Consider the following 22,650-nt stretch of genomic DNA (forward strand, 5'->3'; position numbering starts at 1 on the left):
GAATAGCATGAGCTATATACTCGAAACTGTTGAGTTTGAACCTGAAATGAGAAAATGGCTCGAATGGTTTTGCCATGAGAATGAACTTCCCTTCTCCCAAGCCTTAAATCTTATTTTAGACATAGGTCGTCAAGTTGCTGAAAACGAAAAAACACCTTTCGAACTTCCAAAGGCGCAAAAATTAGTTATTCAATGTGTCATGGAATCTTTATTGATTTTAAGAGAAGCCTATTTACGAGAACCACAACAACGGCAAGCTATTAGTGAAAATGCTAAAGTAGCTATTCGTAAAACCTTAGGCAATCCAGAATCCGAATGTCTTTCTTCATAAATTTTACCCGTGGTGGGCAAGTACAGTTTCACGGCATATATCGATTCTGGCAAGTCTTTGTTCGCTTTTTTAAAATTGGTTTTTTTGTTTTTATCTTATCAACGGCTGTCATTTGGTATTCTAAAACTAAGCCATATGAATTGTATCTGCTAGCACAATGGGGGTATGCCACTCTCTTAAATGGCCCATGGGTGCATCCATCAAAAGCAACTCAGTTTCGTTATCCCAATGGACGCATTTATCGATTAATGCCAAAGCAAATATTGTCTCTACCAATTATAAAACGGCAAAAAATCCAAGCGCAATCTCGACTTTTTTCTGCTCTTAAATTGGCAGGATCAATTTCAATGGCATTAAGCATCATAGCAGCCTACCTTTTTTCTCGTTATGGTGAACAAAAAAACCAACAACAACCTCTTAGAGGAGCAACTTTTGCCACGCCAAATGAATTCAAACGCATTGTAAAGCGAGCAAAAAAAGCCTCCCCATGGATTTTGGGTGATGTCCCTCTACCCCTTGAGGCAGAAACCCAGCACATCTTGCTTTGTGGTTCACCAGGTGGTGGTAAATCCGTTTGTACCCATGAGCTTCTTACGCAAGTCAGAAAGGCTGGGCAAAAGGCATTGGTATATGACATTAAAGGCGCTTTTATTCCCCATTATTACCGACCTGGCAAAGATATTATTTTAAATCCATTAGATGAACGAAGCCCTTCTTGGAACTTATGGCAGGAATGCTCTTCTTTGACTGATTACGATGCAATAGCCGCTGCAATCGTACCCGATAGCTCAATTGGTGACACCTTTTGGTTAAAAGCAGCAAGAACACTTTTGTCAATTTCCGCTTCTCAATTTCAGCATAAACCTGATCCCAGAATGAAAGATTTAATTCATCATTTGTTTTGCAGCGATCTCAAAGAGGTTGAATCTCTTCTTGAGGGGACGCTCGGCCATGCCATGGTTGGAAAAGATTTAGAGAAAGGCACGCGTTCAGTCATATTAACGTTGGTAACTTACTGTAAATCACTTCTCTACTTACGCGATGAGCCAAAAACACCAGCCTTTTGCATTCGCGATTGGGTTAAAAATGAGGCAGATGATGCCTGGCTCTTCATAAGCTCAAACCAGCGCATGGCAGACGCCTTAAAACCGATTATTTCTTTGTGGCTTGAACTGGCAGTCAACTCCTTACTTAGCCTTGAAGAAGATCGGAACCGTAGACTATGGTTTTTCTTTGATGAGCTGGCCAGCTTACAACGATTACCCAGTTTAGAGCCTATCCTTTCTCGTGGTCGCGGTTATGGCGCCTGCTTTGTAGGTGCCATTCAAGATATACATCAGTTAAAGGATTTATATGGCGATAAAGCAGCTGAAGTTTTGGTTTCGCTCTTTGGTACTTCCCTTTTCTTTTCAACCAATAACAACCATTCTGCAAAATGGGCTGCTGAACAACTTGGTAGATCTGAATTTTTAGAAGCTCGAGAAGGCTTCTCGCTGGGATCCCATATGCGCGACGGGGTCACCCTTAATCATCAACGTCGGCAGGAATTACTTGTTATGGATTCTGAAATTCGACACCTTAAAAAACGAGAAGCATTTATGGTTACTGCTGGAGGATGGCCCATCACAAAGCTAATATTTAATTTGAAAAAACGCCCATCATGGTACCCTGCTTTAATTGAGCGAGATCTTCGAGGTATTGCCCAAAAAATTTCACAGATAGATAATAACATGGAAGCAATAAGCAATGTTACCAATCAATCAAAAGCTGCTAATTTAGAAGAATCCGAGTCAATTGATTTGTTTTAGATACTGTTAGTTTAATCTTCAATTTTCAATCAAGGTTAATTTCTTTAAATTGCCAATGTGAAGGAGCCTTAAGATAGCTTGCCGCAAGATCTGCTATACATCCTGGAAAGACTGTTTCCTGTGTGCGACTTAAGTCCTCTAAAGACCACCAGCGAAGCTCCTTAAAAACCTCCTTTTCTTCTTGGGTTAAATTAGTGGTTATTATTTCATTTGTACTTACATGAACAGCATAATAAATCTCAATGAGCCTTGTTGGAAAGCCGTTTAAGTTTAAAACCAGCTCTCCATAGCCTAATTCTGACTTTTGAAAATTAGTAAACCCACCCTCTTCATACAACTCCCTTGCTAAAGCCGTCTCGATTGGCTCACCTTTTTCAATTCTACCGCCTAAGGTACACCAAAAAGAACGATGTTTATTTGTTTTATTTTCTAAATCAGGCCAAGTAGAAACATGCATCAACAAGATACTATTTTCAGAATTAAAAATTATAGCCCTTACTGTTCGACGTAAGTTGATTGCCATAATTATATGTGATCTTCCATCAATGATCTGCTCCGCCATTTGAGTGAAACCATATTTTTTATATAGATGAATGGCCTTTGCATTAGATGGCTGTGGATCAACCAGGATCCGATCAGTTTCTTCACAGTATTCTTTGATAAAGCACGACAAAACATGTATTGCATACCCTTTATTCAACAAATCTTCATTGCCTATGAAGAAATCAACGCCTAGTGTGTTTTTCATTAAAAAAGAACAATACTCGTTTTCTTCATCTACTAAGTAAGATTGAAAATAGCCAGCGGGTTGATCCCCAATATAGAAGATATACCTCTTAATCCCCTCAGCCGGTTTGTAGTGATTTTTTACTTGGTCCAATGTGCGATCACCATCATCCCAAAACTCTCGCACGTGCTTGTTCTGAAGCCATTGGTGTAAAACTGGAAAATCTTCCTCTTTAAGTGCAGCAATACGGATGTGAGGAATAACTGACATAAAAAGAACCTCTACAATTTAGATAGTATCTCGAAGTATTAACGAAAGATGATATTCATCAAAATATTTTCCGTTCCAGCACTTTGCCTTGGGTTCATTTCCCCATAATTTAAATCCCATACTTTCATATAAGCTTTTTGCTGAATTACTGTAAAATACATGCTCAGCGGTAGTCACTTTTTTTCACCATAAATTATTGGCTGATAAAACCCTGTTTCAGATGGATTCAATACTTTCAGCTTTATTAAACCAACATTTTTTGCAAAATTTAGTACTTCCTCAAGCGTGACGGCCCTATAGTTCCCCACAAAATGAAAAGATTTCCAACCTTCTTTGCTATCAATTGTAATATACAAATGCAAGGTATAATGACGTTCATCTTGCCAATCCCAAACTTGATGAACTATTCTTTTATATGGCCCATCTTGATAGAATTTTGGTTCAGTAAATGTTGGCTGTTCCCTCATCAACTTCTCATAATCTCTTAGACTTAAAAGAAGTACCCCACCTTTTCTCAAACGATGGCACATTGAAGTCAATGCACTTATAATATCTTCATCAGATTTTAAATGAGGCAAAGAATTATCCATCGCTATTACAGCACCATAATGATTCAATTGGGCAGACAAAAGATTACGCATATCATCTACTCGAAACTCAATTGACAAGTTGCGTTTTATGGCCTCTTCTTTAGCTCTTTTGATTTCATCTTCAGATATATCAGAACCTACAACTTGATAACCTATTGTTGCTAATGATAATGCTTGGGTTCCTATTCCACATGCACAATCAAGCACAGGGAACTCCTTTATAGCATTAGGCAATATCGCTGATAATATCTTTCCTTGTTGATTTATAGATGTATCCCAGTTTTCAAAAATTAGATGGTAAAATGACGATAAGGTTTTATAGAAGTCATTAGAATCATTCATTTAAATCTTCCATATTAGTTCTTGAAAATAGCCCCTAAGGCTATCCGTTGGTTACCTTAAATATCAGATTTGGTAAAAACCAAATCATAGACATAGGATTTGTCTTCCTTTTTACTAACCCACTCACCTGCTGGTGGTAAACTGATGTGCTCACTACGCTTGCAGGGCCATGGCATAGCCATAATTGTCTCATTAGTATCCACACACACCCAACCATATTCCGTAGAGTATTTGACCCACAAATCTATATCTTCTCGCTTCCAGGCTGGCATCTTATTAATAGAACCGCAAGGACGAAAAATATAAACCAAATTATTCAGACGTCTTCTAAACTCAATATTTGGGATTGAAATTTTGTTATTCAAAATGGCTGCTCTTAATAGTTAGCTCTTAGGTAACTCAATAATAACAGTAATGCTTCTCTACCTATAGGTATAATTTTAAACGTAAAAAATCAAAGCTCACACGACATTACCGTCACCACCTGACCATTATAGCGATCTTCACTCATTTTTTGCCAACCCAATCGCATATAGTAATTTGGAATAGTTTGATCAGGAGCAAATAAATATAATGAATGAAAGCCTTGTAATTTTGCTTGATACTTAGCAGCTTCCATTAACTGTACTGATATTTTTCTACGTTGATATTCAGGAAAAACAAACAAATCGCCAAGCCAAGGCATTAAAGTGGAAGGCAAACCATCATTAAATTGTAACGAACACATGCCAATAGGGTGATCACTGTCAAAAGCTACAAAGGCCATGGGGGTACTCTCATTCAACCATTCATGAAGCCATTTTTTAATATCCTCATGAGAAGCGTCTGGCTCCCATTTACCAATCGTTAGTAGCCATTGCTGTGCTAATGTAGAGATGGATTCAGGGTGGTTTTTAAGGATATCGATTGTTATAGGCATATACCTACTCTTTTTCATCAACAAGTTGGGAATCAACTTGTTGACTCATTAAAAGCTGGCAAGCCACCCCGGTATAATATTTTTTAAATTCAGCAAATGAAATCATTTTGGTAATTTCTTCATCATCTTTTGACCAGGGATCTAGATAGGAAAATATTTGTCCATCAAAAGATGTTAAAACTACCCAATGGGATTCATCTGGAAATTCATTTAGCACCCCATGTAACAGAACCATTATTGGGCCGTTATCTAAACTTTCTTGCCATTCATTATCAAAAAAGTGCATTCGAAATAACAAATTTTCCTTAACCACAAATCTAAATATATCTTCTGGATACAACCCTATTTCCGGATCATTTTTGCTATAGCCTTTTTCTATGGGTGGTAAATCGAGTCTTAATTCACCACAAAGATTATTCCAACTTGGAAGCGGTTTAAAGTTTATATACTTAAGTAACATTAAAAAAGATGCCACACCGCAACCTGATTCAGGATGAAGTTCCTGCCCTTGCTGGGACACAAATATTGTTTTCGGTTCGCATTTCATTTTATCAATTTTCCTACCCATCAGCGTTCACTATCGGTTCCAATAATAAACTTTGAAAATATCATTTACTTGAAATCCAATATCTTCATAGAGATGAAGCGCTTTTCTATTTTTAGTAGCAACCGTTAAATGACAGGTGGATACTCCTTTATTAACAAAATAACTCAAGCTGTTTAGTAATAGTTTTCGACCAAGTCCTTTGCCGCGATAACTAGGCAATACCCCAACGCTTCGGATTTCAGCTTTTTGATCCTGTACATCAATCATGTTATTCACAAAACCAACAATTTTTCTATTATCTTTATAAACCCATATTTGTGAATCTGATGTCCTTCTTGATTTTTCCCACTCTTCATAGTCAGGAATTGCCATTTCAGGATTATCTTTAAAACTTAATCCAATGACATCATAACATTCAACAAAGTCTTCTGGTTGTAATAAGGAAATTTCATTAATTTTAATGTGTTCTAGCGTCGACAAATCTACCATCATTTCAAAAATATCGTAATATGAATTAAAGCCCTCTTGTACTAATAAATCATTTAATTTAGTCAACGATTCATGAATAGTAACTTCTATACCCGAACGAGTTATAGGTAGTTTTTGTTTGGCGCTCTCAATCAAATACTGATAAATCATATAAACATCATATCTTTGATCAAGTGCCAGTACTTCTAAACAAGCATTATTCCCCTTGTTCTTAATTTTGTCTATCAGCACTGCTATGGCAATTCGATCATTTTTGTTATGTAGATCAAATATTAAATCAGTAGATGATGTTAAAAGTTGTATAAATTCTTTGATATGTTCGCTTAACCAGTGTGGCTTCCAAGGGTATCTTCCCACAAACTGGAGTACTTCACTTTCTTTCACTCTGCTAAATGGGTGATATTTAAACTCAAGCATTTATGAAATCCCGTACTTTTCCGCCATGTCATTTTAATAATATATTTAATCTGCCTTTTTTTCTTTAAATAATTCGGTATAGATTAGGCCGATCTTCTAATGGGGCAAGACTAAATCCATGGCTTATAAGTTGACTAGCTTTCATGGGCGTCAACTACTAAAATACCAAATAGGGTCAATTAGCTATTCGTATGTGGTAAATCAACTGGATTTTTAACGTTATAAATTAATACGTTGTGTTATCCTTCACTTTGGAACACCTTTCCAAAGTGAAGGATAACACACCATTCATATTTTATTCTTCTAAAGTTCTTCAGTACTACTTTTTAAAACAAAATGCTTTAATACCGGGTTGATTACTTGATATTTATTGCCTTGCTTTTCTATTATGTCTTTTTCTTCTAAACCTTCAATTGCGGTGATGATAGAACTGCTGCTCATTTCCAAACGCAAGATTGTTTTTTTATTCGTAAGCTGTGCTGCCCCTTTGGCAATTTGTGTTAGTACTGCTTTTTGCCCTGCTGAAAGCTGTAATATATCTTTTATGGCATCGCTTTTCTCTTCTTCAATTATCTCTATCCATGCTTGAGATACCGCCAACAAAGAAGGTGGTGACTTTTTGTTTAAAGACCAAACGCGATCACATAATTTATTAACATAAAAGGGATGCCGCTCTGTTATGGATAATATTTCATTCAAAATTTCATCTTCAAGTCTGTTTTTCCATGCGGATATGGCAGCTTTTTGTAAATGATCATGATAGTGCTTCTGATCGATTCTTTTAAGCTGCATTTTCCAGCATAATTTATACAGTGGCCTGTTTTCATCTTCAAACATTGTTGTAAGTAGTTTTCGATTGCTTCCAGAAAATAAAATCGTTAGATGTTTGGTTTTTTGCGCAACATGCCTAATCGCAGCTTCTATTCCCGATCCTTTTGCAATGCTTCCTACACTTTGAAATTCATCCATTAACATAACTGCCTGCATGCCCTTTTCTTCAAGGAGCTTCTCCAATAATAATAATGCTTCTTTTACATTGGTTGCTGGATCCACAGCATTATCAACTGCTAATTCCAATTTGAACGCCGATGGCCCAATATCAAGCTTGGGTTTAAGGTTTTTTAGATACCTTTTAATTGAATTAATTATTTTATCTACGGAACCGAATGATTTTCCTATTAGATCCACTACCCCATCTAAAATGTATTTCTCTACGGCCTTTTCATTGCTTGCCATATAGAAATCAATTTCAACATATGGCAAACCACTTAGCTTTATGGCATGTAATGCTAAACTTGATTTACCATATCTTCTAGTCGCTACTAATAGCGTGTGCTTGCCGTTTTTTAAATTATCGACAAGTAATTCTGTTTCATTTTCGCGGTTGCAAAAAGCGTCACCTTTGGCCAAACCTAATGGGAAATAATCTCTCAATCTCATAATATTCACCTCTACGAGAATTCTAACTCGTAATCTTACGTGTCGCAAGTTTACGAGTCGCAAAATTACGAGTTAAAGGAGAATATTATAAGCATCTGAAATATAATGGGTTTTTGTAGGCAGGAATAGTTGCAGATACAACATTACATAAGGATATCGGTCTTTACCCAATAGTGGTGACAGTGTCACGACTATTCACTCGCAATCAATTCCAAATCTGCCGAATCGCTGCCGAATCGCTGCCGAATCGCTGCCGAATCGCTGCCGAATCGCTGCCGAATCGCTGCCGAATCGCTGCCGAATCGCTGCCGAATCGCTGCCGAATCGCTGCCGAATCATCGTAATAAAGAACTGATAATCAAGGGCGCCTAAATTTTCGAACGTTATGCAGACAATTATACTACCCCGCAGCTTTGCGAACATGATGTGTTTTATGTTTCGGAACGGCTACTCTTCTATGAACTACAGAAGATCTTCCCTTTACGCTTGGCAACTCTTCCAGTTCTTGCGAGAGAGTAATTCTTTCATCTCCTTTTTCAAGCACTAAATCATAGCCAAACACATCCATTAAATTAATAAAATTTGAAAGCTTTAAATCACTTTGTTTACCGGTTCGAATTTTATTAATAATTGATGCTGAAATCCCACACTCCTTTGCAAGAGAGCGAATGGATTGTTCATTACTTGTCATCAACGCAATAATCAACTCAGAAAGAACAAAATTTTTGTATCGTTTTTTATATTCCTTCTTGAATTCAGGATCTTGCATTGCCTTTTCATAAGTAGATAATTTTTTATTCATCGTAATACTCTCCTTTTGCCACCCTATCTAAATAATCTTTGCGACGTTTTTTCGCTTTATCTTTTTCTCTTGGGGGCATTTTTTGAGTTTTCTTTCTATACGCATTTGTCACAATTATTTTTTTACCATGGCAGAAAAAACATATAAATCTTTCCTGACCAGGTTTGAAAGCATAAATTTGATCGCCTTCTGAGTTAAATTTTGTTGTGTTTAAAATCTTCCCTTCCTTTGCCATAATTTCAAATAAAACCAAAGCATCCATTTGCTCAGAGGCACTAAGCGACTCATAATGCTCAAAAACATCACTTTTATAGTTTTTGTTGTAGTACCATTCAATGGTGAATTTACTACCTTCAATAACTATATAATCAAAATTCTTCCTACTCATAAGTGTACGACTTAAGTCTCACAGTTTCAAGATGTGTATAATGCCATTTACCTGGAATATGTACCAGATAGTCTGGTTAAGTTTATGTTTTTACTAAAAATTAGTTCAATTCATTAAATTACGTGATGATTCACGCTTTTATGGTCGAAAAAATAGCCGCTGCCCAGCTTGTATAACCTCTTCCCTGACCTCAAACCGATAGTACCCTCCCCTAGCCCTTTTTGATATGGACTTTATTAGGCCTTTCGCTTCAAGTCTTCGAACAGCATTTTTTATAGTGCCTAAGCTAGTGTTAATTTTTTCTACTAACGATTGAGCATACATGGGAGAAGTAATCAGTGAATGATTATCAATTAAATTTCGAATAATTAATATTAGTAGCTCTTTTTGACGCCCTGATAATTGAATCAAATGATCTTCAACTGTTAAATCAATAGATTCTGGTTTAACAAAATTTGCGATCGGCTCTTTATGATCTGTTTGTTTTTCAAATTTAACTAAAGATGGCGGAATGCTATTACCAACGACTTTGCTTGGTATAACAGATTCAACTTTGGTTAGAACCTTCTCAACCACCTCTTCTACAACATCATTCTCAGGCTCTATTTGTTGATTTGTGGTTTCTTTAGATAAAGTTTCACTCAAATTCCAAGGACGATATTCTTTCCTTGTAAATTTTTTCTTTTTATCCTTCTGATTAATTAAATCCGATATCTTTGGCATTTAGCCTTTCCTTATTGAATGCCTTGCTAAACTGCCTCTTCCATAGCGCGCTTTTTACTCGAGGATTTACCAGAAGTAGTTTTGCTACTAGATCTAGGGCTTTTTATCTCAAGTAATTCCATGGTTAACGCTTCGAAATCATCTCTTAAAGTAGACTTTTTCAAACTGCTAAACAAACTCTTGCTTGCATCCGTCGCATTTGGGATTTCTTGTCCATATCTAACGGCTGTTTGAAGCGCCCTTCCCTCCATGTCAGGATCAGCAATGATTGTCGCAATTGCCTTATCAGATAAAATCGTATTCCCACTAAATTTATTTAGAAAGACTTTGTATGGAATATCTTTATCATATTGATCATCAATATTTTTGACTTCTGATTTCAGAATCTTTAATCCTTTAGCACTAAACTTGTCAGGATTTAAAGGTGCAAGAATTGTATCGCAAAACAAAGTTGCCGCAGTTACAGAAGCACCCATTGTTGGCGGACAATCAATGAAAATAAAATCATAATCTTTGATGACAGATTTGAAAATATTATGAAATACTTTTTCTAAATTCATTTTTTTCAGCATCAAAATATTATCGAGCACCACATTTTCAATTCTTGATGCAACTAAATCTAAACCGGGGCTGATATTAACAATTCCATTAGAAACTTTAATTCCTTGCTCAATAAAATCTACTAAAACTGGTAGTTCATCAGCATCAACATCATGGGCGTCTGTTAAATTTCCTTGTGGATCGATGTCAATTAATAATACTTTTGCACCAAAAGCATTTGCGCAACAAGCAATGTTATCAATAGCTGTCGTCTTCCCTGTTCCACCTTTAACAATTTGGCCAGCGACAATTTTACTTTTGAATTTAAGTTCAAATAATGGTCGCGCAATTTCGTGAGTAATAAATGCTTTATTACCAATCTTTGAGCAAACAAGGTTTTTAGCTTTCAGTTTTCTATGAACTGCTTGTACTGAAATGCCAAGAAATTCTGCCGCTTTATTAATAGACATTTTAGGTTGAACATCTAACCCGCCCTGGTTTTGTTCATTTGATGACATAACTTACCTCGTTTGTTTAAGATTTATATTAAACTTAATACAAATCTTAAACATGCGCAACTACAAACAATGACTTTGAAGTTCAGAAATCTCAAATTTTTGGTAGCAAGATCTAACCTTATTTAGAAGGTTAAGTGCTATTCTTTTGCTCTCCTTATCGCTATTCATAGTGTATCTTTATCGCTACCCTTTTGCTATCTATACGCTCTCCTTATTGCTCTCCTTTTGCTACTCTTTTCGATATCCTTGCGCTATTCTTATCGCTACTCTTTTGCTACCCTTTACGCTATCCTTTGTTTTGTTATGCTATCCTTATCGCTATTCTTTTGCTACTCATATGCTCTCCTTTTTGGACCTCCGAATTAATGGCCATATTTTAATATTGCATATTTGCCAAGATGAGCCCCCAATAATCCTTTGTTTTCTAGCTTTTTAGCGTTGCTATCCTTATCGCTATCCTTAGCGAAGCTCAGCCCAATGAATATTTGCTTTTCGTAACGCTATCCTTTTGCTACCCATTTGCTATCCTTTGTACTTTTTTAACCCACTGAGCGCTATCCTTTTCGCTCTCCTTTACGCTATTTTTTTGATATTCTTTTCGCTACCCTATTGCTTACCTATTAGCTATCCTTTTGCTACTCTTTTGCTATCCTTATCGCTACCTTTAAGCTCTCCTTACTGCTATCTATTTGCTATCCTATTCGCTATTTATTTGCTATCTTTATCGCTACTTTTTTCATTTAAAATCAATGTGTTATGAACAAAAAGGGTATTGACATCCGATTTCATATGGCTATAGTTAATGAAGAAAAAGGGAAGTTGATGAATTGGTTCAAAAAGTGCATTTTTCTTAAAGCAGGCATAGGTGATGAAAATGTAAACCAGGGAATAATTAAAAGTAGGGTACTTTAAAGAAATAAAGCCCAGATTGCAGCTGAGCTTTATTGTGGACAAAAAAGACACGTACATGCCTTTAATGTATTATTTTAGGTTAGTGGCTTTTTTGTGTCAAAAATTAAGAGACACAAAGATGCATACTTATATCGACCAAAGGAAGGTGCCACAAATATTGGCGCTTGCTGCCAACAGGGTAGGGGAGTGGTACTCTCATTCCTGGAAATGGCTTTCACGGCTTCGTGTGGCTGTATTGATGCGTGTAAATCTTGAAAAGCGCCTATCAACTAGAACGATGCGGATCGATCAAAGGGAAGCTATCCTAGCCTTACTAAAAGTTGTACTAAGTCATCTTGATTTAAAAACGATGCAAATCGGGATCTACAACCCAGAAACGGATGTTTTCACCCATCTCAGTTTAGATTATCTTGCCCATAAGGCTGGGCTTTCATTAAGAAGAACCCAAAGGGCCATGGCATGGTTATACGATGCAGGATATATCATCGGTTACCGCCAATCACATTATGATGTTGAAAGCGATGAATTCCTGTATAAGCCATCGATTAGAAAAGTAGCATTTACTTTATTACAAGATCTAGGCATTACAGAGCTTGCTTATCAACGAGCTCGCAGCAAATCTCGCAAACATTTGGAAAAATTCTTATCAAAATTTTATAAAGATAAAAAGGAAGAGAGCAGGGCAGGGGGCTCGTTTGAAGCCACCAGAAACATCGTATCCAATATTGCCAATATGCTCACCCCAAAGGCATCTCAACCTGAAGCCTCAACCAAGATCTATACAGAAAAAATAAAAAGATTAATGGATTTAATGCCTAATTTATCGTTCGAAGAAGCTAAGAGAATGCTTCCAAACCCTAGCACCTACAATTAACGAATTTACCTCAAATCATATCCATTCTAAGCTTAAACAATAAACTTTCACGTTTAATTCTGCATCTTGAATAGAAAACCACTTTCAATTGTGGATAAGTCCTTTAGGAAAGGTGTCCATTAACAATTTATCCCTATTTACTGTCGTGCTTTAATGGTGTGTATTATCTTATTTCTATTCATATAATTAATATCTTTTAAATATGAATACATATTATATAAGAAGGATTACAGCCAAAAGACTTTGGTTAATTGCTTTGCAGTCAAGATAAATTTGGTTCTGGCTCTTGTGACCAATCAATAATTTTTCCACGCGTATAATCCCATCGGTAAAGCCAAGAGACGCCAAATGCATCATAATAATAATCAGGTTCAGAATAAGCTTTATCATTTAGAACAGCATCTAAACTAACAAACTTATATCCAAACTCACTAGCTAATTTTAATAAATCATCCATGGCTAGTGAATTGATCAAATTAGCATGTAAAAGCCATACATGCTTAATGTTACGACCGAACATTTTATGAGATGCGTGCTCGTAGAAGCGAAACTTTCTTTTGGTATGCTCAAGATAATTTTGAATGATTTGCTTTTTAGCGTTCGGGTTTTTATGCAATTCGCGATTAAATTTCCAATCGTCGGTATCTATTGTAGCTGGAGCAATAACATATCCTTGAATTTTAAGAAACTTATCAAATAAATCTCGTTTTTCCTTTGAGCCGCCAGTATCAAGATAGGGATGTCTAAAATATCGATAGCTTAAACCTGCATTATGCATCAGTTCTTTAGATATCATTGCCCCCTTAATAACATCGTTTTGAAAATCATCAAGATCTGTAGTGCTTAGGGCGTTGTGAGAATAGGTGTGATTACCAAGGCATTGTCTTTTATCAATCCAAGATTTGAGAATTGCAATTTTTTCTGATGTTTCTCCTTTATTCGTTAGCTTTGATTCATTAACAAAACCTATTGCAGGAGCGTTAAAACTTTGTAAGGAATTTAAAATCCTATCATTAATTTCCTTTTGCTCTTGCGCTGATACATCTTCTTGGGCAGGTAGATCATCAAACGTTAAGGCTATCTCTTTTGCATAAGCCATCCCACATGTAAAAGCAATGAGTAGGGCAGAGGTTATAATTTTCATTCTGAGCATAAGGCAATCTCAATATACTTTATAAGGATAGCGTTTAGGATACCATAAGGATAGCATTAAGGGTAGCGCAACAGTTGGTCATCTGCATAATTGGCATATTTGATTAAATCTCTTGTTGAATTTAAGATAACTGTTTTAATAACAGTATCGAAGCAGTACAAAGCATGAACTCTAGCAGTTTTGAGGAAAATGCGATCCTACCCAAACCTTTGCCTTCAGGTTTAATTCCTACATTAAATAAAATGGGTTATATGACCCAATTCTTAGATGAATACTCATTAAAGTTCATTGATCATCCAAATTCAGCAGATAAGCCTTTGTTAGAGATTGGGGCAGCTTTTGGTGTGGCAACTCTCGAAGCTCTAAAAAGGGGAGCAACGGTAATTGCAAACGATCTTGATCAAGAACATCTAAAGATTCTTAAAAATCTGTGCCCTGAGCAGTACAAATGTAATCTTATGCTGGCACCAGGGAAGTTTCCTGATGAAATTGATATTGAGAACGATTCAGTTTCAGCGATATTGATTTGTAGAGTGATCCACTTTTTTTCGCCAGAAGAAATAAAGGCAGCTTTTAAAAAACTTTTCGACCTATTAAAAAAGGGTGGCAGATTATTTTTAGTGGCTGACACACCTTTTCAAAAGAATTGGGCTAAATTTCAACCAATCTATCTACAGAGAAAGAAAGAGGGTGCTGAATTTCCAGGTCTTGTTACAAATTCAGGTGAATATATAACCGATCTTGGTTTTAATTTGCCCAATATGCTTAATTTTATGGATCTAGATGTTTTACGAAGAGAGCTTCAAGAAGCTGGATTTGTTATTGAAAAATTAGAATTTATTAATAGAATAAACTATCCGGACACAGTGAGACTGGATGGAAGGGAAAGCGTAGGAACAATCGCCATTAAACCGTAGTTGAGGTTTAGAAGTATGGTAGAAAAACAAAGGGAAAGGTTACTCGGGCCTATTCTTGGCTGCAGTTTAGGCACTTATCTAGAATTTTTAGATTTCGCGCTTTATGCATCTTTAGCACCAATCTTTGCTTTAAAATTCTTTCCAAAAGAATCTCATGACATTTCAATTGTTTATTCTTGGGCAATATTTGCAATAAGCTTCATAGCAAGGCCGATTTCAGGCTTTATATTGGGTCCGTTAGGGGACAAAATCGGCATAAAAAAGGTAATGATATTCTCATTGGCATTAATGGGGATATCAACCGCCGCAATAGGACTTATCCCAACGTATGAACATATAGGCGTTTATGCACCTCTAATGCTCATTTTCTTAAGAATTCTGCAAGGTTTTGCAGTTAGCATTGAGTATAACAGTCTTGGGGTTTATCTATTAAATCGGAAAGATGTCAAAAACAGTTTTGGGTACTATTCAAGCTTTACCTCCGTTGGGGTAATAGCGGGTTTGATTTCTGGTGGCCTCATTGTCGCGTTATGTTTGCCTAGATCAGCTATAGAAAATGTTTCAGATTGGCAATGGCGCGTCCCATTTATAATATGTGGAATTTTCGTTAGTTTTGTAGGCATCTACTTGCGAAGAGGGATGTATAGCGATAATCGACCTAAAGAAAATGATCGCAGCAGGGTAATAGGTGGTCTTTTTAAATTCCAAGTGAAACATCTGCTGATGGGTGTCTTTGTGACGGGATTCATCAGTATTGCCGCCTATGTAGCGCTTGGCTATATGTCAAATTATTTACAGATACAACGTCAATATCCTATTAATGAGTCAATCAAAATGTGTTGCGCTTGTGGTTTGGCGATGCTAGTTGCTGTTCCATTTGGTGGGTGGGTTTCCGATAAGATTGGCCGGATAAACTTTATGGTTTTTTCATCTTCGCTAATGATTTTGGTATCGATCTTCTCTATTGCGCTCATTGCATATGCTCCAACTCCATTAATCGTTTTGGGCTTATTGATTTTATCAGCGCATACCGGGTTTGCAGCAGGTGGGTTGCCAGCGTTTATTACAGAAATATTCTACCAAAACCATCGATATACCGGTTCAACGATTGCTTACAACTCAGGTGTTGCATGGATTGGAGGAACGGCTCCGATGGTGCTTTCTTACCTATTTCTTAAGACTAATAATCCTTTAATTCCAGGTTTATATCTATCATTTTTCTCGCTTATAGCTTTATTTGCAGCTATATCTTTAAGATCTCAGCCCAATATAAATGGGTATGCCCAAACTATTCAAGAGCCTTCATTTCTTTAAAGGAGTAGTAAAACATGACGTTACAAGAGGCAAGTTTAATATATAAAAAAGTAGTCGATGAAGACTTTGATAGAGAGATGATTGCACTTAAAGAAAGGTATTTAAGTAAAATATATTGTAATTATATGTTTTTTTGCATTGAAGATAGTCAGACCGGTAAACGCAGAGCATATAGCTCAAATCCTGATTGGCAGCGCTCATTTATAGATTATAACTTAATTAATAAGTGTGCTTTATATGCAGCCACGGTAAATTTTCCAAAAGAATCTGGGATTGATAAGTTCATGTTTTTATGGAAACAAATTCCTAACCAAGGTAAAGCTCAAAAAGAGGTAGCCGGAATACGAGCAGAACATGGTATTGGAAATGGGCTAAGTATCACAAAAGTGATGGGTGGCAAACAATTCATGCTGGGATTGGGAACAGATCCAAAAGATCACGAATTAGAGCACAAGTATCAAATTGCTTTGCCTACCATCATGACAATGTTTAAAGAGGCATGTTACTTGTCGTAGCGCATATTTAATTAGATGGCGTAGAAAGGATCAAGATGAGTGATTCTTTCGATGCCATACAATTGGTGCGACCCATTTAAGCGCAATATCAATTTTTGTGGAATTCAAAGCTCTTGTCTGTGGATTAGTGCAGTGTAATGAAAATGTTTTAGGCTTTTTACCTGGAATGACTTTCCTAACAAGGAGATCCTTGCTTGCTGTCTCGACAATACAGTATTGATCGACAGCTTTAGTCATCTCTTTGCCAAATTTTTTGATACCACCTACAAAGTCACCTAATCCAAATACTGGAGCAAGTCCATCGTCGGTAATCATAACGACAATTGAATCAGGGTTAATCTCTTCAAAAAATTTGATTTCACTTTGAATGGCTAGTTGTTGGCTCCAAGGTGAAGCACCTTTTCTATTTTTAGGAGAATCTTTAGGTAGGTCTAGATAATGTGGGCCTTCTCCAGTGCCTTCCATAAGCCATTCAACAGAGCATCCAATTCCCTCATTTAATAAGGCTTTAACCAGCCTATGTGCGCCCTTTAGCGTTAATCCTTGGTTTTTAAGCGTACCAGGTCGCTCCCATCCTCGTAGTGTTGAAAGGGGGATATCGTGCCTTGTATCCATTTGCTGTAATGAAACACCTGCAAATTTCCGAGCGCTTCGAACACGTTTAGCTCTCTCGAGCATATCAAGGGTAACAACTTTTTCCATGTGCCTATGCATAACTTTTTAGATGATCAGCGTGCAATTGTACTACTAAACACACCAAGACAAAATAAGTTAGAAAGAATAATACATCTGTTTTTGACAATTTGCATAAATACAACATAATGTGTTGTATTCTGGGTTTGATTAAATGTAAATTAATCGCTCAGTGAAAAGGCCCGCAAGTTATTGCAGATAGGGAATAAATAATGAAGCAGTTTAAATTTTGCCCTAGATTTGAGCCAAAGAGGGGATTGTCACGATCTTCTAAAGTCGGTAATCTTATAGCGTGCTTACAAGGTAGTTCACACCTTGCAAGCACTTACCAAAATTTAACCTACGACAGAGGTCAAAAAATGGCTACGACAATTCTAATCGATCTATTTTCAGTTATAAACCTCCCATATCTTTTGCAGACATAAATTTTCAATTATTTTCATTTGATAATTGGTTTGTTTTCTAGCAAAAGAGGGATCTATGATTGAGAACGCTGCTGCGTGCATCATTCTGCAAGCACGCCAATCTAAACATTACGTCACGTTTACGGACAAAGAATTTGAATTTGTATCAAGCCATCCTGCGTTAAGCGCTAATGAAAAATTGATTTGGTTTAATTTGGTTCGCAAGAGCTTAAGAGATCCTAATTTGTCGTGCGCAATAACACATCAGCAAATAGCGATGATGATAGGGATTAAGCAAGATACTGCCTACAGGGCAGTGAAGAGGCTTAAACAGTTTGGCTTTCTACAGGCACAGTTTGATGCTGAGTTACAAATTACAACCTATGCCATCACGTTACCGGATGAAGGGCTTGAGGCGATAACGAATGCGCCTAATCGTGGGTTCGGAAAAAAATCCGATACCCCTCCGGATAAAAATCCGGCACCCCCCGGAAAAAAATCCGGTACCCCCCCGGATAAAAATCCGATCCTATTAATAAATAATAATATAAATAATAAACATAATATTCATAATCAACCGCAGGCTCAGCAAGCAATTGTGAATGATGCTGACGCATTGGTTTGTGAATTTGAAAGCTTACAAAAAGAATTTCAGAATTTCTCTCTTGCTGAGAGAGTTCGACGAATCAATGGACATTTCACTGCTGAGCAAATGCATATCATTCACGCTCGAATTAATGCGAAGCAGAAGTGCATTGAAATTGAAGAAAATCAACGAAATGAGAAGCCAGCAATATCTGCGCAGCCATTAGAGAAATCAAAGCTTATTGACTTTGAATTCGAAGGTTTGCAGTTTTTGATTGAGGAAAAAGTCAAGGACAAAATTATCCACGTGATCCCACTTCTGCATCAACGCAAAAAAATTAAAGGGGATGCAGCCAACAAAACCTTAAGCTCGATAATGAAGGAGGTGTTGTTTTATGTTACTAAGGCTGGAAGCTTGACAGACAAGCCTGTGATTCAACTGAAGCGATACCATATTGCTTGTAAGATTTTGCAAAAAGGTCAATGGGAGTGTCCTAGAGGGATAGTGCGGGAAGAGGGCGCTAAACGTGAAGCATTATGGCAAACAAGCAAAAAAAGAGAAATGGCAGGAAGCTTAGGAATGGCGGAGGGAAAATAGATGGACATAAAATCACAACTTGATTTGAAATCCATGATTAGAAGTTTGTGCAAAGCGGGATTATCACAGGAAGCAATAGCATTAGCAGTTGAGGTCAACCAATCAACTATAAGCCGGATTTTATCAGGTAAATACCAGAATTCGAATTTTAAACTGGCGATGGGGATCCATATGCTATATTTGCAACATTGCCAATCAATACCTGGCACATCAAGTGTCTACAACGCTCTTTAGAAGTCTATCTGAAAATTATGCTTAAAAGCATAAGGAATTTCTTGAAGTCATTGATCGCTACTTGCAATAATGGAAATACATTGCAAGGGAGTGAATTATGCATCCACAAAAATATATCTATGCTTTGTTGAATAATGGCTTTACTGAGCATTGGATAGCAAAAAAAGTCAAATTAGCACAATCCACTATTCATCGAATTAAGGTGGGTGATGTTCGATCACCTCGATTCGATACGGTAGAAAAAATTAAAAAACTATATGAAAAACAATTAGAAACTGGTTCCAGCAATGCTTAATGGTTCAGGAGTAATTATGAAAAAGATTTCAATGTTTGCGATAGGGGCATTAACAGCCTTAGTGTTTGTTGATTGTTTTGCTGGCACGAGCGTTTCAGAGGCACTTAATCCGGTTAAAAAAGAGATCAACGATATGGTTGATTTTGGGCTAGTCATTGTATGGTTGGTAGGTGTATTTTGGGGTGTGGCTTGGAAAGGGTTCTTTCAATCCAACATTTTTGCAGCGGCCATTGGAATTATTATTCCTAGTATCTGTACAGCATTGGCGTTGATTCATAAGTTTGCTTGAGGCGATATGGATAGCAGCCTTTATAAGATCCCGCAATATTTAGACGAACCAGATAAAATATTCTTTTTTTATACGGATGAGCTGTTATTGGGATGTGTTGCATTTTTTGTTTTTTACTTGTTATTCAATTGGATTATAGGCTGTGTTGCATTAGTGGTCAGTATACGTTTGAAGCACAAATACAGAAAAACACGCTGGGCAAATATATTTCAATCATTCATATATTGGCACTTTCCCAGCAAAAGAAACAAAAATATACCGCCTTCATTTATTAGAGAATATCTATGAAGCTGACAGCCTACACATTCCAACTCTCACAAACTAGAAGGCAAAGAGATTTACTGTTAATTGGGATAATCATTTCAATGGTGTTGAATGTGGGATTAGCGGGCTTATCATACAAATTATCAGATCAGTATCGCATTGTGATTACTCCGCCTGTAATAGATGAATCATTTTGGATTGAGAATAGAAAAGTATCCTCTTCCTACTTGCAGCAAATGGCTGATTATTTTAGTCGTTTACTTTTGAATACCACGGCCGTGAGCGCTAATAGTCGTAGAGAAGCGGTGCTTAGCTTAGTTGATAATATGTCATACGCCAATTTTCAACATTTACTTCTGGATGAAGAAGAGCAAATTAAGAAAAACAACTTTATAACCATGTTCACGCCAGCTCAATTTAATGTTGATGTTGAGCGATTGACAGTGGAAGTAATAGGGGAGTTATCTATTTTTCAGGGTAAGCAACAAGTTAAAAATAATCACAAAACATACAAACTCAAATTTTCTTTTTCAGGAAAATCAGGAAAATTATTAGTGAAAGGCTTTGAAGATGTCACTAAAGAAGCTTAGTTTTTACGTGCTATCGATAATGCCAGCTTTAGCATGGAGTGGCCAGGAGATTATTATTCCTAATAATGGGGAAGGGATGGCACAGATTGCAAGAACGTCTTTAAACAGAATTTACTTGAATGAAGATCATGTTGCTCAAATTACTTCTCTTAACGGGGAATTAGTGATCCAAAAAGATACAGAGAATGGTCAGTTTTTTGTAAAACCTACAGATGAACAAAGAGAAAACCCAATAGAAATTTTTATCTCAACTGAAAAGGGGAATCATTTTGCGCTTTCATTAAAACCCCTCACCGTAAAAGCTCAGAACATAGGAATATTGCTTGAACAACCAAAGCAAAAGATAAATGATGAAAAGTTGATTACCTTAGTTAAAGAAATGAATGAACTAGATTTTTCTTCGAAACTCACCCAGGAACTTATACCAGAAGAAATATCTCATGTTGGATCATTGCGGGTAGCAAAACGACAAACCATACGTGATGGAAAGCTGGTTGGTGAAGTATATGAGCTAAAAAATGAAAATAATGGGCAGATTTTAATTGATCAACATCAGTATTGGAATGAAGGGGTGTTAGCTGTCGCTTTTGAAAAAGAGGTACTTAAAGAAGGAGAGACGACAAAACTCTTTATGGTTAAAAACTATGGATAGCCAGGTGACGCCATCAAACCTAAAAGCAAAATTAGATCAAAATAGAAATTTGATTTTGGTTGTGGGGGGCCTAATTGCGTTTGTTTTCTTAGTTGTTTCGTATTATTTGGTTAAATTTAAATCAGCTAACGCTAATGATGAAGGTACAACTAAACAAACGATCAAAGTAAGTGCATTAAGTGATGACATTAGTGACAGTTCAATTGCTCTTCAACGATTAGAGAAGAAAATTGATGAATATGAAAAAAAGGTAAATCAACAAGAATTGGTTAATCAGGATCCGGAATTGCAAGAATCAAATCGAACGATCAGCGATCTTGAAGAAAAGATACGAGCACTTGAAGAAAAGATTGAAAATATAGGTACATATGAGCAAGAAATGGGTGCGCACGCAAAAGCAAACTCCTGGCATGAAGCTAAAAAAACAATAGAGCCTACGGTTTTTCCTTCTATGGATGGATATAATGCTCATGATAACGGATATCAAATGATAAGTGATCAGTATCAAGCTAATCCTATGCCGGTTGGCATTAATATTGAAAATTTTAAGAGTTCTGCAACGAAATCTAAAAAAGCAACCAACTATATTCCAGCAGGAACCTATGTAAAAGCATTGCTTATTCAAGGGATAGATGCTTCAGCTTCAATTTCATCTCAGTCTGATCCTCGGCCAGTGTTAATGCGCCTTGTCTCGAATGGTAGCTTACCTAATGAAGTTTCTACTCATATTGAAGATTGCAGAATCATTGGGGCAGCTTATGGCGACATTTCAAGTGAACGTGCCTTTGTTCGTTTAGAAAGCATGAGTTGCACTTTAAAGTCTAAAGATATTCTTGAAAACATTGTAGATGGTTATGTGGTTGGTGAGGATGGCAAAGCGGGTATTCGTGGTGTTGTTGTACGTCGGGAAAAAGATTTATTAGCCAACAGCTTTTTAAGTGGTTTGGCATCAGGTTTTGGTTCAGGTTTGTCAGAATCATTTGAACGGGATCTGGTTTCCCCATTAGGCGTTGTGACGGAAACACGCAGTTCTGATGTCTTTAAAAAAGGGGCAGCAGAAGGTGTCAGTAATTCGTTTGACAGGCTTTCAAAATACTACATAGAGCGCGCCGAGCAATTTCAGCCAGTGATCCAGATCTCAGCTGGGAGGGAGGTCGATGTCGTATTTAAGAAAGGATTTCACTTACAGGAAGGATCACAGCCTATACAGTTAGCGCAAGATGAATGGAGACGATCATGAAGTGGTGTTTAATCTTATTTTTAATCTGCCTGACAACAGGATGTGCGAGTTTTAATAGTGAGTTTGATTGTCCAGCTGCAAAAGGAATGGGATGCAAACGCTTATCGGCAATCAATGAAGAATATAATGAGAAAAAAGGGTTGCCTAACGATAATTTATCGCAGAATACGATTTATGCCAAAAGTGATCATATTGATGTGTATTTAGATGGATATCATGATGAGAATAATGTTTATCATCATCCACGAAAAGTCACCATTAAGACCTAAG

General features: G+C 36.8%; 28 protein-coding genes. 15 read left to right on the top strand and 13 right to left on the bottom strand.

Going from position 1 to position 22,650, the window contains the following annotated elements; genetic code table 11:
• Positions 1-7 precede the first annotated feature (7 nt).
• Together HT99x_RS15490 and HT99x_RS15495 are read left to right on the top strand one after the other, a co-directional pair.
• Positions 8-331 carry a hypothetical protein gene (locus HT99x_RS15490; protein ID WP_075067768.1) on the top strand — a complete coding sequence of 108 codons (324 nt, stop codon included), beginning with the start codon at positions 8-10 and terminating at the stop codon, positions 329-331.
• Entirely contained in the window at positions 316-2,139 is a 1,824-nt protein-coding gene (locus HT99x_RS15495) for a type IV secretion system DNA-binding domain-containing protein (RefSeq protein WP_075067769.1), read from the top strand. The genes HT99x_RS15490 and HT99x_RS15495 overlap by 16 nt, the downstream gene beginning before the upstream one ends.
• Before the next feature lie 25 nt (positions 2,140-2,164).
• Here the strand turns inward: HT99x_RS15495 and HT99x_RS15500 are convergent, their stop codons facing one another.
• From HT99x_RS15500 to HT99x_RS15550, 11 genes are all read right to left on the bottom strand, one after another.
• The gene (locus HT99x_RS15500) at positions 2,165-3,136 is read right to left on the bottom strand and encodes a GNAT family N-acetyltransferase (RefSeq protein WP_075067770.1); all 972 of its coding nucleotides are present in this window, start codon (positions 3,134-3,136) and stop codon (positions 2,165-2,167) included.
• A gap of 173 nt (positions 3,137-3,309) precedes the next feature.
• Entirely contained in the window at positions 3,310-4,068 is a 759-nt protein-coding gene (locus HT99x_RS15505; RefSeq protein WP_075067771.1) for a methyltransferase domain-containing protein, read from the bottom strand.
• A 56-nt stretch (positions 4,069-4,124) separates the two neighbouring features.
• Complete coding sequence (locus HT99x_RS15510; RefSeq protein ID WP_075067772.1) at positions 4,125-4,433, bottom strand: hypothetical protein; 309 nt, start codon at positions 4,431-4,433, stop codon at positions 4,125-4,127.
• A gap of 89 nt (positions 4,434-4,522) precedes the next feature.
• A complete protein-coding gene (locus tag HT99x_RS15515; RefSeq protein ID WP_075067773.1) occupies positions 4,523-4,987 on the bottom strand; it encodes a GNAT family N-acetyltransferase in 465 nt (154 codons plus the stop codon).
• A 4-nt stretch (positions 4,988-4,991) separates the two neighbouring features.
• Positions 4,992-5,534, bottom strand: a complete 543-nt coding sequence (locus HT99x_RS15520; protein ID WP_259567130.1) for a C39 family peptidase — start codon at positions 5,532-5,534, stop codon at positions 4,992-4,994.
• A 30-nt stretch (positions 5,535-5,564) separates the two neighbouring features.
• The gene (locus HT99x_RS15525) at positions 5,565-6,440 is read right to left on the bottom strand and encodes a GNAT family N-acetyltransferase (protein ID WP_075067711.1); all 876 of its coding nucleotides are present in this window, start codon (positions 6,438-6,440) and stop codon (positions 5,565-5,567) included.
• 303 nt (positions 6,441-6,743) lie between these two features.
• Positions 6,744-7,880 (bottom strand): ATP-binding protein, encoded by a 1,137-nt coding sequence (locus HT99x_RS15530; RefSeq protein WP_075067712.1) that lies wholly within the window; start codon positions 7,878-7,880, stop codon positions 6,744-6,746.
• A gap of 400 nt (positions 7,881-8,280) precedes the next feature.
• Positions 8,281-8,682, bottom strand: a complete 402-nt coding sequence (locus HT99x_RS15535) for a hypothetical protein (protein ID WP_075067713.1) — start codon at positions 8,680-8,682, stop codon at positions 8,281-8,283.
• Entirely contained in the window at positions 8,675-9,070 is a 396-nt protein-coding gene (locus tag HT99x_RS15540) for a type II toxin-antitoxin system RelE/ParE family toxin (protein ID WP_075067714.1), read from the bottom strand. The genes HT99x_RS15535 and HT99x_RS15540 overlap by 8 nt, the downstream gene beginning before the upstream one ends.
• Before the next feature lie 138 nt (positions 9,071-9,208).
• Entirely contained in the window at positions 9,209-9,793 is a 585-nt protein-coding gene (locus HT99x_RS15545) for a hypothetical protein (protein ID WP_075067715.1), read from the bottom strand.
• Positions 9,794-9,819: 26 nt separating this feature from the next.
• Positions 9,820-10,851: an AAA family ATPase gene (locus HT99x_RS15550; protein WP_075067716.1), complete on the bottom strand. Its 1,032-nt coding sequence runs from the start codon at positions 10,849-10,851 to the stop codon at positions 9,820-9,822.
• A gap of 1,030 nt (positions 10,852-11,881) precedes the next feature.
• Here HT99x_RS15550 and HT99x_RS15555 point away from each other — a divergent pair.
• Entirely contained in the window at positions 11,882-12,637 is a 756-nt protein-coding gene (locus tag HT99x_RS15555) for a hypothetical protein (protein WP_075067717.1), read from the top strand.
• 262 nt (positions 12,638-12,899) lie between these two features.
• On the opposite strand, the gene HT99x_RS15560 is transcribed toward HT99x_RS15555, so the two are convergent.
• Complete coding sequence (locus HT99x_RS15560; protein WP_235528514.1) at positions 12,900-13,781, bottom strand: polysaccharide deacetylase family protein; 882 nt, start codon at positions 13,779-13,781, stop codon at positions 12,900-12,902.
• A gap of 173 nt (positions 13,782-13,954) precedes the next feature.
• On the opposite strand from HT99x_RS15560, the gene HT99x_RS15565 reads away from it, so the two are divergent.
• The 3 genes from HT99x_RS15565 to HT99x_RS15575 are packed head-to-tail and all read left to right on the top strand — an operon-like array spanning position 13,955 to position 16,536.
• A complete protein-coding gene (locus HT99x_RS15565) occupies positions 13,955-14,707 on the top strand; it encodes a methyltransferase domain-containing protein (protein WP_075067719.1) in 753 nt (250 codons plus the stop codon).
• 15 nt (positions 14,708-14,722) lie between these two features.
• Positions 14,723-16,021, top strand: coding sequence for an MFS transporter (locus HT99x_RS15570; protein WP_075067720.1), 1,299 nt, complete (start codon positions 14,723-14,725; stop codon positions 16,019-16,021).
• Between the two features lie 14 nt (positions 16,022-16,035).
• A complete protein-coding gene (locus HT99x_RS15575) occupies positions 16,036-16,536 on the top strand; it encodes a hypothetical protein (protein WP_075067721.1) in 501 nt (166 codons plus the stop codon).
• Positions 16,537-16,566: 30 nt separating this feature from the next.
• On the opposite strand, the gene HT99x_RS15580 is transcribed toward HT99x_RS15575, so the two are convergent.
• The gene (locus HT99x_RS15580; protein ID WP_075067722.1) at positions 16,567-17,238 is read right to left on the bottom strand and encodes an XRE family transcriptional regulator; all 672 of its coding nucleotides are present in this window, start codon (positions 17,236-17,238) and stop codon (positions 16,567-16,569) included.
• A 471-nt stretch (positions 17,239-17,709) separates the two neighbouring features.
• Between HT99x_RS15580 and HT99x_RS15585 the strand changes: the two genes are divergently transcribed.
• The 9 genes from HT99x_RS15585 (at position 17,710) to HT99x_RS15615 (ending at position 22,649) form a co-directional block, all read left to right on the top strand.
• Positions 17,710-18,816 carry a helix-turn-helix domain-containing protein gene (locus HT99x_RS15585; RefSeq protein ID WP_075067723.1) on the top strand — a complete coding sequence of 369 codons (1,107 nt, stop codon included), beginning with the start codon at positions 17,710-17,712 and terminating at the stop codon, positions 18,814-18,816.
• A 33-nt stretch (positions 18,817-18,849) separates the two neighbouring features.
• Positions 18,850-19,050: a helix-turn-helix domain-containing protein gene (locus HT99x_RS16005; protein ID WP_375338930.1), complete on the top strand. Its 201-nt coding sequence runs from the start codon at positions 18,850-18,852 to the stop codon at positions 19,048-19,050.
• Positions 19,051-19,147: 97 nt separating this feature from the next.
• Complete coding sequence (locus HT99x_RS15590) at positions 19,148-19,345, top strand: helix-turn-helix domain-containing protein (RefSeq protein ID WP_075067725.1); 198 nt, start codon at positions 19,148-19,150, stop codon at positions 19,343-19,345.
• A 16-nt stretch (positions 19,346-19,361) separates the two neighbouring features.
• Entirely contained in the window at positions 19,362-19,634 is a 273-nt protein-coding gene (locus HT99x_RS15595) for a hypothetical protein (RefSeq protein ID WP_075067726.1), read from the top strand.
• A 6-nt stretch (positions 19,635-19,640) separates the two neighbouring features.
• A complete protein-coding gene (gene traL / locus HT99x_RS16010) occupies positions 19,641-19,922 on the top strand; it encodes a type IV conjugative transfer system protein TraL (RefSeq protein ID WP_075067727.1) in 282 nt (93 codons plus the stop codon).
• Positions 19,919-20,488: a type IV conjugative transfer system protein TraE gene (gene traE, locus HT99x_RS15600; RefSeq protein WP_075067728.1), complete on the top strand. Its 570-nt coding sequence runs from the start codon at positions 19,919-19,921 to the stop codon at positions 20,486-20,488. The genes traL and traE overlap by 4 nt, the downstream gene beginning before the upstream one ends.
• A 19-nt stretch (positions 20,489-20,507) precedes the next feature.
• Positions 20,508-21,140 (top strand): TraK domain-containing protein, encoded by a 633-nt coding sequence (locus HT99x_RS15605; RefSeq protein WP_259567145.1) that lies wholly within the window; start codon positions 20,508-20,510, stop codon positions 21,138-21,140.
• 4 nt (positions 21,141-21,144) lie between these two features.
• Complete coding sequence (locus HT99x_RS15610; protein ID WP_158003434.1) at positions 21,145-22,380, top strand: TrbI/VirB10 family protein; 1,236 nt, start codon at positions 21,145-21,147, stop codon at positions 22,378-22,380.
• On the top strand, positions 22,377-22,649 hold the full coding sequence (locus HT99x_RS15615) for a hypothetical protein (protein WP_075067791.1): 273 nt from the start codon (positions 22,377-22,379) through the stop codon (positions 22,647-22,649). The genes HT99x_RS15610 and HT99x_RS15615 overlap by 4 nt, the downstream gene beginning before the upstream one ends.
• Position 22,650 lies beyond the last annotated feature (1 nt).

This window comes from Candidatus Berkiella aquae, assembly GCF_001431295.2.
Taxonomy (GTDB): Bacteria; Pseudomonadota; Gammaproteobacteria; order Berkiellales; family Berkiellaceae; genus Berkiella; species Berkiella aquae.